The organism is Acutalibacter muris (assembly GCF_002201475.1).
GTDB classification, from domain to species: Bacteria; Bacillota; Clostridia; order Oscillospirales; family Acutalibacteraceae; genus Acutalibacter; species Acutalibacter muris.
Window position 1 is genome coordinate 2,909,225 of record NZ_CP021422.1, and the last position, 13,571, is coordinate 2,922,795.

14 protein-coding genes are annotated in these 13,571 nt (G+C 57.8%); 7 read left to right on the plus strand and 7 right to left on the minus strand.

The genetic code is table 11. The annotated features are described in order from the left end of the window. Window positions 1-400: 400 nt before the first annotated feature. A complete protein-coding gene (locus ADH66_RS14775; protein ID WP_236757252.1) occupies window positions 401-862 on the plus strand; it encodes a manganese catalase family protein in 462 nt (153 codons plus the stop codon). Between the two features lie 40 nt (window positions 863-902). Here ADH66_RS14775 and ADH66_RS14780 read toward each other — a convergent pair whose 3' ends face one another. Continuing rightward, window positions 903-2,150 carry a glycoside hydrolase family 10 protein gene (locus ADH66_RS14780; RefSeq protein ID WP_066539195.1) on the minus strand — a complete coding sequence of 416 codons (1,248 nt, stop codon included), beginning with the start codon at window positions 2,148-2,150 and terminating at the stop codon, window positions 903-905. An 80-nt stretch (window positions 2,151-2,230) separates the two neighbouring features. Here ADH66_RS14780 and ADH66_RS14785 point away from each other — a divergent pair, with 80 nt between their 5' ends. From ADH66_RS14785 to ADH66_RS14810, 6 genes are all read left to right on the plus strand, one after another. Next, window positions 2,231-2,929 (plus strand): YjjG family noncanonical pyrimidine nucleotidase, encoded by a 699-nt coding sequence (locus ADH66_RS14785; protein ID WP_066539193.1) that lies wholly within the window; start codon window positions 2,231-2,233, stop codon window positions 2,927-2,929. Continuing rightward, a complete protein-coding gene (locus ADH66_RS14790; RefSeq protein ID WP_066539191.1) occupies window positions 2,922-3,593 on the plus strand; it encodes a response regulator transcription factor in 672 nt (223 codons plus the stop codon). Before ADH66_RS14785 ends, ADH66_RS14790 begins: the two co-directional genes overlap by 8 nt. A gap of 12 nt (window positions 3,594-3,605) precedes the next feature. Beyond that, the gene (locus ADH66_RS14795) at window positions 3,606-4,601 is read left to right on the plus strand and encodes a sensor histidine kinase (protein ID WP_066539190.1); all 996 of its coding nucleotides are present in this window, start codon (window positions 3,606-3,608) and stop codon (window positions 4,599-4,601) included. Between the two features lie 243 nt (window positions 4,602-4,844). Then, entirely contained in the window at window positions 4,845-5,621 is a 777-nt protein-coding gene (locus ADH66_RS14800; RefSeq protein ID WP_066539188.1) for an ABC transporter ATP-binding protein, read from the plus strand. Further along, window positions 5,614-7,647, plus strand: coding sequence for an ABC transporter permease (locus ADH66_RS14805; protein WP_066539185.1), 2,034 nt, complete (start codon window positions 5,614-5,616; stop codon window positions 7,645-7,647). The genes ADH66_RS14800 and ADH66_RS14805 overlap by 8 nt, the downstream gene beginning before the upstream one ends. 24 nt (window positions 7,648-7,671) lie before the next feature. Next, on the plus strand, window positions 7,672-7,986 hold the full coding sequence (locus ADH66_RS14810) for a hypothetical protein (protein WP_066539183.1): 315 nt from the start codon (window positions 7,672-7,674) through the stop codon (window positions 7,984-7,986). 52 nt (window positions 7,987-8,038) lie between these two features. Here the strand turns inward: ADH66_RS14810 and leuS are convergent, their stop codons facing one another. The 6 genes from leuS to rdgB form a co-directional block, all read right to left on the minus strand. After that, window positions 8,039-10,570, minus strand: coding sequence for a leucine--tRNA ligase (gene leuS, locus ADH66_RS14815; protein ID WP_066539181.1), 2,532 nt, complete (start codon window positions 10,568-10,570; stop codon window positions 8,039-8,041). 335 nt (window positions 10,571-10,905) lie between these two features. After that, window positions 10,906-11,295, minus strand: coding sequence for a ribosome silencing factor (rsfS, locus tag ADH66_RS14820; RefSeq protein ID WP_066539179.1), 390 nt, complete (start codon window positions 11,293-11,295; stop codon window positions 10,906-10,908). Between the two features lie 5 nt (window positions 11,296-11,300). Further along, window positions 11,301-11,882, minus strand: a complete 582-nt coding sequence (gene yqeK, locus ADH66_RS14825) for a bis(5'-nucleosyl)-tetraphosphatase (symmetrical) YqeK (RefSeq protein WP_066539178.1) — start codon at window positions 11,880-11,882, stop codon at window positions 11,301-11,303. Then, window positions 11,879-12,487, minus strand: a complete 609-nt coding sequence (nadD, locus tag ADH66_RS14830; RefSeq protein WP_066539176.1) for a nicotinate-nucleotide adenylyltransferase — start codon at window positions 12,485-12,487, stop codon at window positions 11,879-11,881. Before nadD ends, yqeK begins: the two co-directional genes overlap by 4 nt. Further along, window positions 12,484-12,780 carry a YhbY family RNA-binding protein gene (locus ADH66_RS14835; protein ID WP_066541904.1) on the minus strand — a complete coding sequence of 99 codons (297 nt, stop codon included), beginning with the start codon at window positions 12,778-12,780 and terminating at the stop codon, window positions 12,484-12,486. Before ADH66_RS14835 ends, nadD begins: the two co-directional genes overlap by 4 nt. 7 nt (window positions 12,781-12,787) lie before the next feature. Then, the gene (gene rdgB, locus ADH66_RS14840) at window positions 12,788-13,363 is read right to left on the minus strand and encodes an RdgB/HAM1 family non-canonical purine NTP pyrophosphatase (RefSeq protein WP_066539174.1); all 576 of its coding nucleotides are present in this window, start codon (window positions 13,361-13,363) and stop codon (window positions 12,788-12,790) included. Window positions 13,364-13,571 lie beyond the last annotated feature (208 nt).

Here is a 13,571-nt window from a genome sequence, read left to right on the forward strand (position 1 = left end):
TCATCTATTTCTCTATTGACTTCTTACCACTGGACTTTCTTATAATATTATACCCAAAGCCAGACAAAAAATCAATCTTTTCCTGGCTGCGTCTACGTTGTGCCCATAATTTGAGGACGTTTGGGTGCGGAGAAGTGGATCGAAAGTGCAGTAAATCAAACCTGTCAAAGTATATTGATGGTGTAGTTTACTACAAAATCCCCCCTTAGCTTGTCCACCCAGTAGCATACGGTTTCCACTCCACTATTTCACATTTTTTGGAAGCCACACCACATATGTTTATCCTCCTCTCGACCTCCGAAATCCTGATAGAATAAGGTGTTCCAGCGCTTTCCCCCTCGCCGTACTTCCTTACCCTCTCAAACGTCGAAAAGCTATGTATCGCAAACCCCACCGTATCATGCTCGCCCCCAAACAGCGCGAACGGAACATTACCGGTGCTTCGGAGGGCACCGAAGAGCTGGCCCACCTGGAAATGGTCGGCACCATCGTCTATCAACTTACCCGCTGCCTGACCCCCGAGCAGATAGAAGAGGCAGGCTTTGCGGATTACTTCGTGGACCATACCACCGGCGTCTATCCCCAGGCTGCCTCCGGCACGCCCTTCTCTGCGGCTACCTTCGCCGTCACCGGCGACCCCATCGCGGACCTGAACGAGGATCTTGCGGCGGAGCAGAAAGCCCGTCTGAGCTATGACAACATCCTGCGCTTTGCCGACGACCCGGACGTTGCCGAACCCATCAAATTCCTGCGGGAGAGGGAGATCGTGCACTACCAGCGCTTTGGCGAGGGGCTGCGCCTCCTCACTGACCGGCTGGACAGCAAAAATTTCTACGCCTTCAACCCCTCCTTCGACAAGTAGGCCAAAAGAGGGCCGGTGGCTTTTCGCCGCCGGCCCTCTTTCATTTTTCCTCCACCCCCGCCAGGGTCTCCACTGCGTTCTTCATCTCGATGGCGGTCTGCTCGGTCTCCAGAAAGGCACTGCTGTAAAGCACTACCCCATTACAAGGCAAATCCCTTGCCGCTTCTATCTGTCGGCTTATCACGTCGCCCCCGGCCCAGGCCTCCCCCTGGGCGCTGTCCCCGGCCTTATAGAGGGCCAGACCGATGTAAAGCTTCAGCCCTTCGCGCTTATAAAGCCCCTGCCAGTCCTCCAGGGCCTCTGTATAGTTCAGGCCCTGGTTCTCAAAGCTATAGTACACCTGTGGGCATATATAATCCACGTACCCGGGCAGGGCGCACCAGGCCTTCACCTCCGCGCCCATGCCCAGGTCATTTTCTATATTCCCCTGGGGAGAGATGCCAAACTGAACCTCCGGCCGGGCGGCCTTAACCCTGCTGTACACCTCTGACACCATGGCGCTGATATTGGCGGTGCGCCACTCCTGGAGTTCCAGGGGCTCGGACACCGTCTCCACGTGCAGCCCATAGGCCTCCGCGTCCAGGCTCTCGTCCCCGGCGGGGTAAAAGTAGTCGTCGAAGTGTATGCCGTCCACCGGGTACTTCTCCGCTATCTCCCCCGCCCCCTTGGCTATCAGCGTGCGCACATAGGGGTACGCCGGGTCCAGGTATAGGGCCCCCTGCCACTCCATAAAGTAATAGGGCTCGCTCTCCCGAAGCTCCGCTATCTGTCCCGAAAGCTCCCCCGGGGTCTTGTCCGTGGACACCCGCAGGGGGTTTATCCAGGCGTGGAACTCCAGCCCCAGCCCGTGGGTGTACTCCACCATAAACTTTAGCGGGTCGAAACCCGGGTCCTTTCCCTGGGTTCCCGTAAGGATATGGGACCAGGGGTACAGCTTAGAGGGATAAAGCGCATCGGAAAAGGGCCGCACATGGACAAACAGGGCATTGAGCCCCTTTTCTTTTGCACTGTCCGCTATGCTCTTAAAATTGGCTTCAAAGGCCTCTCTTGTGTGCTCCTTGGTCTCAAGGGACATATACGGCACCCAGACCCCCGCAAGCTCCTCTGCTTTACTGCTCACCGGCGCGTGCACCTCCATTTCCTCCGGCTCCCCTGTGGGGTCCAGCCTGACCATGGGCATCTGGGGCTGCGAAGGCTTCCCCTCTCCGCCGAAGAGCCAAACCGCCCCCACCGACCCGGCCAGGGCCAGCCAGACCACAAGGTATTTTAGAAATCCTTTTCTTCTCATATACTTGTCCTCCCGAGATTGACACGAACCCAAAAAGCGGGTATAATTTCTCTATAAAATATGCGGGAAGGAATGATTATATGCGCTTTCTTCTTTTCGACGCCGACTATACCCTTCTGGACTTTCCCGAGGATATGGTCCGCTCCTTTAAGATAATGTACGGCTCCTGCTTCGCAGCCCAGCGCCCCTACTCGGAGGAGCTTCTCAGGCACTATGAGGCCTGCAATAACCGGGCCTGGGACCGCTTCGAGCGGGGGGAGTGCACCAAGCAGGAGCTGTACATCTCCCGGTTCATAGAGTTTCTTTCAAAGACCGGGCTTTCCGGGGACCCGGAGGCTATAAACGAAAAATACTTCACAGCCATGGCCGAGACCGGCACGGCCTACCCCGGGGCGGTGGAGCTTGTAAAGGAACTCAGCCTTACCTATGATCTGTACATTATAACCAACGGCAATGTTGTCAGCGCGATCCCCCGGATAAGGAACTCCGGCCTTGCCCCCTATTTCAAGGAGGTTTTCGTCTCAGAGGCCGTGGGCGTGGGCAAGCCGGACAAGCGGTACTTCGACCATGTTGCCGCGAGTATACCGAATTTCTCCCGGTCGGAGGCCGTGGTCATAGGCGACTCCCCCAGCTCTGACCTCCAGGGGGCCGTCAACGCCGGGCTTCGGAGCATCTGGTACGATCCGCCCGGAGCCTGGACTAATGAGCGCAAAGCGCCCCAATACACTTGGCGGGCGGAGAGCTACGACGAGCTTCGGGAGATACTGAGCAATGTATAAAATCTTCATTGTTGAGGACGACCCGGTGATATGCCGGGCGGTGTCCGAGCACCTGGCCCTGTGGGGCTATCAGGTCCGCTCTGTCCGGGACTTCTCCCGGGTCATAGAGGAGTTTACGGACTTTAACCCCCACCTGGTGCTTCTGGACATCGGCCTGCCGGTGCATAACGGCTATTATTACTGCCAGGAGCTGAGAAAGCGCTCCAAGGCGCCGGTGGTCTTTCTGTCCTCGGCCTCGGACAATATCAACATCGTCACCGCCATAGAGCTGGGCGGCGACGACTTTATCGCAAAGCCCTTCGACCTCACGGTGCTGACGGCCAAGATACAGGCCGTGCTGCGCAGGGCCTACTCCCTTCAGGGCAGCGTGAACCTGCTGGAATACGAGCAGGCCCTGCTGGACCTTGGAGCCGAGACGGTGTCGGGGCCAAAGGGCAAACAGGAGCTGACAAAAAATGAGTTCCGCATCCTTCAGATACTTATGGAAAACGGCGGCCACACCGTAAGCCGCAGCGACCTGATGGTGCGCCTTTGGGAGAGCGAGAGCTTTATCGACGACAACACCCTGACGGTGAATGTATCGCGCCTGCGAAAAAAATTAGAGGCCGTGGGGCTGGGGGGTATGCTGGCCACCAAAAAGGGCCTTGGCTACCAGCTGGGCTGACAGGAGGGAAATATGCTGTTTTTCAGATACCTCTTTGACCGGCGCAGGGTGCTGCTCTGCGGGCTTATACTGCTGGCCGCCGTGACAGGCCTTATGCTGCTCTATGGGCTCCGGCCGTTGGAGACAGGCTACTGCACCCTTATTGTCCTCCTTCTTGCCGTATTTATGGCCGTGCCCGATTTTGTTGGGTACTATAGAAGAGTCCGGCATCTCCAGGCTGTAAAGCGCATGGCGTCACAGGGCGCTGCCGAGCCCGCCGCCCCCCGGGGCTCCCTGCCCGAAGTTCTGCTTATGGAGTCCTTCGAGCTCCTGCGCGCCAGGGCCGCCAGCCTTGAGAGCCAGGCCATCGCCCGGCAGGAGGAGCTTATGGATTACTACACCCTATGGGTGCACCAGGTAAAGACCCCACTTTCCGCCATGGGGCTGATACTCCAGTCGGGCCGTCTCCCCGCCGGCGAGACAGAAGCCCTGCGTCAGGAGCTGTTTAAGATAGAGCGCTATATGGAGATGCTGCTGGGGTATCTCAGGCTGCACTCCATGAGCTCCGACCTGCGCCTTGAAAAATGCCCGGTGCGGCCCCTTGCCGCAAAGGCTGTGAAGAAGTTTGCCACCCAGTTTATTTACAAAAATCTGCGGGCCGAGCTCTGCGATTTTGAGAACTGCGTGGTCACCGACGGAAAATGGCTGCTTTTCGTGCTGGAACAGCTTATCTCCAATGCCGCCAAGTACACCTTCACCGGCGGAGTCACTGTCTCCATGGACCGGGACAAGGTGCTGAGCATATCGGACACCGGCATAGGCATAGACCCCGCCGACCTGCCCCGGGTCTGCGAACGGGGCTTCACCGGCCAGAACGGCCGGGCCGACAGGTCCAGCACCGGACTGGGGCTGTATCTTTGCAAGTCAGTTTTGGATAAGCTGCAAACGCCCTTTGAGATAAAGTCAGAGCCCGGCAAGGGCACAACGGTGCTCCTCTACCTCGCCCGGCCGGAGGCCCCGAAGGATTGACCCCTTCGGGGGCTTTTCTTTTTTGGGGCCCCGGACCACAGCGGCCCAAAGAGCGTGCCCGGGCCCGCAAAAGCGGGGGCATGGGGGACGAAGTTCCCCATAAAAACAAAAGGGGCGGGCAAAGCCCGCAACCTTACAAAACTGTAAGCCACCGGCCCCATTTTGTAAGCCTGTCTTATGGATTTTGTAAGAATTACCCGCTATACTTAAACCATAACAAAAAACCGAAAAGGAGATTAACATATGCCCCTTCTAAACGTAGAACATCTAAAGAAAACCTACTCGAACCGCCTGGGCGGCGCCCAGGTCCAGGCCATAAGAGACGTGAACTTCACCGTGGAGCAGGGGGAGTTCGCCGCCATAATGGGCGAGTCCGGCTCCGGCAAGACCACCCTTTTAAACATCCTGGCCGCCCTCGACAAGCCCACCTCTGGCAGCGTGTTTTTAAATATGCGGGACATCACCACCCTTCGGGAGTCTGAGATATCCGCTTTCCGCCGGGACAACCTGGGCTTCGTGTTCCAGGACTTCAACCTTCTTGACACCTTCTCCGTCCAGGACAACATCTTTCTGCCCCTGGTGCTGGCGGGGAAAAAGTACCCGGAAATGCGGCAGCGGTTAGAACCCATCGCCGCGAGCCTTGGGATAAAGGAGCTTTTAGAGAAGTTCCCCTATGAGATATCCGGCGGCCAGAAGCAGCGCACAGCCATCGCCCGGGCCATTATCACCCAGCCCCAGCTGATACTGGCCGACGAGCCCACCGGGGCCCTGGACTCCCGCTCCGCCGGGCAGATAATGGACATCTTCACCGGGGTGAACCGCGCCGGACAGACGGTCCTGATGGTGACCCACTCCACCCAGGCCGCAAGCCGGGCGGGCAGGGTGCTCTTTATAAAGGACGGCCAGGTCTTCCACCAGATATACCGTGGCAGCCAGACCGACGACCAGATGTACCAGAGCATTTCTGATACACTGACAGTCCTTGCCACCGGCAGAGAGGGGGAGGAGCGGAATGTTTAAGCTGTATCCAAAGCTGGCCGTGCACAACCTTAAAAGCAGCTACCGGGTGACGGTGCCCTACCTGCTCTCGGGCTCGGGGATAATCATGATGTACTATATGCTGTTCGCCCTCACTATGGGCACCGCTGGGTCTAACTTCTACGGAGTCACAAGCTCCGCCATGGCCCTGGAGCTCGGCACATATGTCATCGCCATCTTCGGCGCCATCTTCCTCTTTTACACCAACAGCTTTTTGATGAAGCGCCGCAAGAAGGAGCTGGGGCTCTACAACATCCTTGGCATGGAGAAGCGGCATATCGCCGGAGTCCTTCTGACCGAGACGGTCCTGACCGCCGCCGTATGCCTCCTGCTGGGCCTTGGCTTCGGTATAATATTCTCAAAGATTTTCTTCCTCATACTGGAAAACTTACTGGGTATGCCCGGGGTTATCCCCTTTCTGATACCCCTCTCCGGCATCAGGAACACCGTCATACTCTTCGCCTGTATCTTTCTGGCGACCGCCCTCTACAATATTTTGCAGGTGCGGCTTTCAAAGCCCATCGAGCTGCTCCACGGCGGGGAGATCGGCGAGAAGGAGCCCCGGGCCCACTGGCTCCTGGCCATTATAGGCGCGGTGCTTTTAGGGGCAGGGTACTACCTGGCCCTCACCATCGAGGACCCGGTGGCGGCCCTTGCCATGTTCTTTGTGGCGGTGATACTTGTGATACTGGGCACGTACCTGCTGTTCATGGTGGGCATAACCGCCATGCTGAAGCTCCTGAAGAAAAACAAGGGCTTCTACTATAAGACCCGGCACTTCACTACAGTATCGGGTATGCTCTATAGAATGAAGCAGAACGCGGCGGGCCTTGCCTCCATCTGCATACTGTTCACCTGCCTCTTGGTCACAGTTTCGACCACCTTCTCGCTGTATACCGGCATAGATGACATGATAGGCACCCGCTGCGCCCGGGACATAAACCTGGGCTTCACCGGCGTGAAGGAGGAGGAGTTCGACTCCGTAAAGGCCAGGGCCCAGGAGATATCCGCCGCCCATGGCGTGCAGACAGAGGACGTGCTGGAGTACCGGGCCTGGAACATGGGCGCTATCCGGCAGGGAGACGGCTTTGAGTTCAGGAACGAGACCTCGCAGGGGACTATTTACGCCTACATCACAGTCTTTGACTTGGACGATTACAACGCCTTCGCCGGGACAAATTACACTCTTGACAGCGGGCGGGTGCTCCTCAGCGACCCGGACGGCACATTTGACAGCGAGACCATCGGCCTTTTCGGCAAGACCTATCAGGTGGAGGAGATAGAGATGCCCCATGTCAATTCAGAGTACGCCGCCTATATAGGTATCGAGAAGTACGGCCTGGTGATAAGCGACCCGGAGCTGATAGTGGACGGCCGTATACGCAACCCCGGCGAGGGTATCTCCTCCGACAAGCCCTGGGTGGACCCGGAGTACACCTTCGACTTTGACCTCTCCGGCCACGACCCGGAGACCATAGAGGCCGTTTATGACGAGCTGCTGGACTGGGTCGTAAACGAGAAGTGGAACTGGGCGACAACTGAGGAGCTGAACGCCTCGGGCCTGAGCTACTCCTTCAATAACAGGATACAAGAGCGAGAGGACGCCACCGGCCTGTTCGGCGGGCTGTTCTTCCTGGGGCTCTTTATGGGGGCCATGTTCTTAATGGGTACGGTGCTCATCATCTACTATAAGCAGGTCTCAGAGGGCTATGAGGACGCGAAGCGCTTTGACATCATGCAGAAGGTGGGCATGAGCCACCAGGAGGTAAAGCGCAGCATCCACAGCCAGGTGCTCATGGTCTTCTTCCTGCCGCTTCTGATGGCTATCGTGCACCTGTGCTTCGCCTTCCCCATGCTGCAAAAGATACTCATGCTCATGATGATGACGAACCTTGACCTGATACTTCTGTCTATGGCGGGCTGTGTGCTGGTGTTCAGCGTCTTCTACCTTGTCATCTACCTGCTCACTGCCCGGACCTACTATAAAATAGTCGAGAGCGCCAACTAAACACAATATACAGGGGGTATTAACATGACACTATCTATCTTCGATCTCTTTTCCACCATGTTCGGCTACGCCTGGAGGCTTATCTCCTGGGTGGCTGATTTAAGCCTGCGGTTCTTCGGGGCCGTCTTTAACTTCGGCATGAGGGCTTTGGGGGCCATCTTCGACCTTATGCTGACCCCCTTCACCCGAGGCCTTGACTGGCTCTGGGACTGCGGCGGGCTGGACCTCAAGGGCATCTTCGCCGTCATCATGTGGGTGCTGCTGATAGCCTGCGCGCTGCTGGCCCTGTTCGCCGCCGGGAGCAATGCCTATCGGAAATACCAGCACAGGCTAAAGTAAAAAAGGCATAAGAAATCCCCGGTAGAACCGGGGATTTCTGCTTTTAAACTGCTTATTTTATCACAAGATTTACAAGCTTTCCGGGCACATATATCTCCTTTACAATCTCCTTCCCGGCTATCTCGGCGGCTATCTTCTCGTCAGCTTTTGCGGCGGCTAAAGCGTCTTCCTTGCTGATATCCGCGGGCACGTTTATCCTGGAGCGGACCTTGCCCTTTATCTGCACCACTATCTCAACGGTGCTGTCCTTGGTCTTTTGTTCGTCGTACTCGGGCCAGCTCTGCTGGCAGGCCATGCCTTCGCCAAGCGCGCAGGCCTCCCAGACCTCCTCTGTGATATGGGGCGCGAAGGGATTCAGAAGCAGGGTGAATATTTTGAGCTCTCCCCTGGTTATGCCCTTGCCCTTCTGGCCTATCTCGTTTATCAGGGCCATAAGGGTGGCGATGGCCGTGTTGAACTTTAGGGTCTCGATGTCCTCGCCCACCTTCTTGATGGCCTTATGGAGGGAGGTCTCAAGCTCCGGGCGGATATCCTCGCTGTCTATAAGATTATCCTGCAAAGCCCAGTACCTGTCCGCAAGCCTTCTGCAGCCCTTGACCCCGGCGGTGCTCCAGGGGGCGGACTTCTCAAAGTCGCCGATGAACATCTCGTAGAGCCGCACGGTGTCCGCGCCCAACTCCTCCACCAGGTCGTCAGGGTTCACCACGTTATTCAGGGACTTGCTCATCTTTACAATGGGGTGGTCGGCCATCTCGCCAAACTGCTCTCTGAGCGCCGCCTGAGCCTTCTCCTGGCTGCCGTGCTCCTCTATGAGCTTCTTCTGCTCAGAGGAGGGCAGGTTCTGGAGGTTATGGGGATTAAGGCCCAATATCATGCCGTGGCTGGTGCGCTTTCCATAGGGCTCCGGGGTGGGGACAACGCCGATATCGTAGAGGAACTTGTGCCAGAAGCGGCTGTATAAGAGGTGCAGGGTGGTGTGCTCCATGCCGCCGTTGTACCAGTCCACCGGGGACCAATACTCCAGGGCCTCCTTAGAGGCCAGGGCCTTGTCGTTGCTGGGGTCCATATACCGCAGGAAGTACCAGGAGGACCCGGCCCACTGGGGCATGGTGTCGGTCTCTCTTTTGGCCGGCCCGCCGCAGTGGGGGCAGGTGGTGTTCACCCAGTCCGTCATCTTCGCCAGCGGCGACTCCCCGGTGTCCGTGGGCTCGTAGCTGTCCACCTGGGGGAGCCTTAAAGGCAGCTCGCTCTCGTCTATGGGCTGCCAGCCGCACTTCTCGCAGTAGACCATGGGTATGGGCTCGCCCCAGTAGCGCTGGCGGGAGAACACCCAGTCCCGGAGCTTATAGTTCACCTTGGCGTGGCCGATGCCCTTCTCCTCAAGGAACTCGGTGATCTTAACCTTTGCGTCCTCAACGCTCAGGCCGTCGAGAATCCCGGAGTTCACCATTATGCCGGTCTCGCAGTCTGTAAAGGCGGCAGACTGTACCTCCCCGCCCTTCACCACCTCGATGATGGGCAAATTGAACTTCTTGGCAAAGTCCCAGTCCCGGTCGTCGTGGGCGGGCACGGCCATAATGGCCCCGGTGCCGTAGCTTACAAGGACGTAGTCGGAGATGAAGATGGGTATCTCCTTGTCGTTCACCGGGTTGACAGCTGTAACGCCCAGGAGCTTTACACCCGTCTTCTCCTTTGCCACCTCGGTGCGCTCGAAGTCGGACTTTCTTGCCGCTTGGGCCTGGTACTCCCTTATCTCGCCCATATTGTCAAGCTTATCCGCCCACTTCTCTATATAGGGGTGCTCCGGGGAGATTACCATATATGTGGCCCCATAGAGGGTATCGGGGCGGGTGGTGTAGATTTTAAGCTTATCCCCGGCGCTGGTGTCGAAGTCCACCTCCGCGCCGGTGGAGCGTCCTATCCAGTTCTTCTGCTGGAGACGGACCCGCTCGGGATAGTCCACCTTGTCCAGGTCGTCTATAAGCCGCTGGGCATACTCGGTGATCTTCAGCATCCACTGGCTCTTTACCTTGTGCACCACCTCGCTGCCGCAGCGCTCGCACACGCCGTTTACGACCTCCTCGTTTGCGAGCACGCACTTGCAGCTGGTGCACCAGTTGACGTTCATCTCCTTCTTATACGCCAGCCCGTGCTTATAGAGCTGCAAAAATATCCACTGGGTCCACTTGTAATACTCCGGGTCGATGGTGGCTATCTCCCGGCTCCAGTCGAAGGAGATGCCCAGGGACTGTATCTGCCGCTTGTACCGGGCGATGTTCTCCCGGGTTATGCCCTCGGGGTGCACATGGTTCTTGATGGCATAGTTCTCGGCGGGCAGGCCGAAGGCGTCCCAGCCGATGGGGTACAGCACGTTATAGCCCTGCAAGCGGCGCTTCCTGGCTACAACGTCCAGACCTATATAGGGCCTGGGGTGCCCCACGTGCAGGCCCGCGCCCGAGGGGTAGGGGAACTCGATAAGGGCGTAAAACTTCTCCTTGGGGGAGCCATTTTCAGCGTGGAAAGCTCCCTTTTCCTCCCACTTTTTCTGCCATTTTGGTTCGATGGATCTGTGGTCGTATTTCATTTTGCATCATCCTTTCTGATAAAGTTAAAAACCCCGGACGCTCATTCTATAGCGTCCGGGGCGAAAATTTCGCGGTACCACCCGTGATTTCAGGGCACGCTCACGCATACCCCCTCACAGCCTCCAACAAGGCTTGGCATATAACGCCGCCACACGTCCCCGGCCTACTAAGCGCCGCCTTTGGGTGGGGAGACTCGGGGACCAGTATGCGCGCCGTGCCTGCTGCCTGCTCGCACCCTCCGCAGGCTCTCTGAAAAGCGGCCGCAGCGCCTTCCTCCCGTCACAGTCTTTAGCTATTTTTCTGATGATGATTATACACTATGGGGCGGGGTTTGTCAAGGCGTTTCCTCCGTCTTCGCCTCATACTCCATCAAAAACCTGTCCTCCTGCCAGTCCGTCTTAACGCCGTCGGCCCAAAGCCGGTCCAGGTCATAGAAGTCCCTGGCCTCCTGGGTGAAGATGTGCACCACCACATTGGCATAGTCCATAAGCACCCAGTTGTCAGAGCGGTAGCCCTCTATCCTCATGGGCATAACGCCCATAAGCTTCAGCTTCTCCTCCAGCTCGTCCGAAAGACTGCGCACGTGGGTGCTGCCCCGGCCGTTGGCTATCACAAAATAGTCCGCAAGGCTTGAGATGTCGTCTATCTTTATCACGCTGATATTCTCCGCCTTCTTTTCGTCCAGCAGGCGGGCGGCGCTTTTTGCCAGTTCAAAAGACTCCATTTGCTTCATCCTTTCTGTTTGCTCTCTAATATCCAGAGCGCCTCGTTGTATGCGTCGATAGAGCGGGGCTCCATGGTCATACGCTCCCCCATGCGCTCCTGCATGGTGAAGGTAACCCCCTCTACTATCACCTCCTCAAGGCTGCTTTGGGCGGCTCTTCTCAGCTCCTCCACCCCGGGATAGTCCCGGTCCGCAGAGATGTAGTCCGCCACAAAAAGCACCTTGTCAAGGGCCGTCATCCCAGCCTTGCCCCCTGTGTGGCAGGCGATGGCGTCCAATATCTCCCGGTCCGTGACCCCCAGCTCACGCTCCACAAAGGCCGCGCCGGACAGGGCGTGCCAGAGCTTTGTGTTGCGCCGCTGGGCTTCTGTCAGTATTATACCAGAGCGCTCCATGATTTTCAACTGTTCCTCGGGGGCCGTGTCCTTCATCACATCGTGGAGTATCCCGGCAAGCCGTGCCTTCTCCACCTGCGCGCCATATTTCTCCGCCAATTCCGCCGCGCATTTTGCCACGCACTGGCTGTGGTAAAACCTGCGCTCGCTGAGATGGGGCTTTACTGCCGCCTCGTATTCCTCAAAGGTCATATTTCCGCACCTCCATATATTCTGTTCCCGCTTATATACCCGGCCACCTCCTCCGGCACCAGCCCGGAGATATCCCTGCCCGCCCGGGCAAGCTCCCTTACCCTTGTGGACGACGCGTCCAGAAAGGGTATATCCACCACCCGGCACCGGGCCCCAAGCCCTATGAGCTCCTTCTCCTTCTCAAGGAGCCTCTTATAGCCCTCCGGGCTTCTTGGGGACGCGCAGAGCACCGCCAGCCGGAATATGGTGGGCGCGTCGTGCCACTTGTCCACGGTCAGGAACATATCCTCGCCCATGAGAAAATACAGCTCGTCCCTGGGGTAAAGCCCGTGGAGCTCGGTCAGAGTGTCGCTGGTAAAGCTCTTGCCGGGGCGCGCAAGCTCCATTTGACTTATCTCCACTATGTCAAGCTCCTGCACCGCAAGCCTGCACATTTCCACCCGGTCCTCCGGCGGGGCCAGGTCCTCGGCCCGCTTATGTGGCGGAGTGCCGTCGGGGATAAGCAGCACCCTTCGAAGGTCCAGCCGCTTTATAAACTCCCTGAGAATATGCACGTGTCCCCGATGTATGGGGTTGAAGGTCCCCCCGTAAACCCCCGTCCTCATTTGGGCAGCTTTATCCTGGGTTCTTTGGGGTCCGGCTTATAGAGCACAAATCTGCTGCCTATCACCTGGATCACCTCTGAGCCGGTGGCGGCGGCTATGGTCTCGGCGGCTTCTCTCGGGGTGCTGGGGCAGGTCTCCGGCAGGACCCGGCCCTTTATGAGCTCCCGCTTTTTTAAAGCGTCCCCGGCCTCCTTAAATACCTGGGCCCCGAGACCGGACTTGCCCACATACAGTATGGTGTCCTGGTTCACTGCCAAAGAGCGCAGATACGCCCGCTGCTTGCTGGTCAATATATCACCCTCATTTCTCTGTTTTACCAAGATATTCCCTCAGTTTCTTCTCAAACTCCGCGAAGGCGTGGCCCCTATGGCTCCGCGCGTCCTTCTCCTGGGCAGAGAGCTCCCCGAAGGTCACGTCCCCCTGCTGGAAAATGGAGTCATAGCCGAAGCCGTTTTCCCCCCGGCTCTCAAAGGCTATTTTGCCGAAGCACCTGCCCTCGGCCTCTATCCTGTCGCCGTTGGGGAACACGCAGCAGACCGCGCTGACAAAGTGCGCCCCGCGCTGCTCCTCGGGCACGCCCTTCAGCTTCTCAAGGACCGTCAGTCGTCTTTTACCCGGTTCGGCAAATCTCGCCGAGTATATCCCCGGCGCGCCGCCAAGATAGTCCACACAGAGCCCCGAGTCGTCCGCCACGGCGGGCAGGCCTGTCTCCCTACAGGCGGCTTCGGCCTTTATAAAGGCGTTCTCCGCAAAGGTCCTGCCGGTCTCCTCGGGCTCCGCGATGTCCATGGTCACAGCCTCTATGCCCATAGGCTCCAGAAGCCTTTGGAACTCCACCAGCTTGCCCTTGTTATGGGTCGCTATCACGTATTTCATGATGATGTCCTCCTATGTCACTGCTCCCGCTTCCCGGCGGTGAGCATAAGGTTCCGGGCCAGCCGCTGGTCGTCCCGGTCCAGTTCCCGGTCGTCCAGCCAAACCTTCAACTCTGGGAGTATGTCCCGGACGCTCTCGTTTTCGTCAAGCCTTGCCATAAGCCCCTCGGCAAAGCGCCTGAATCGGGCGTGCTTCTCCTCCGGGCTCT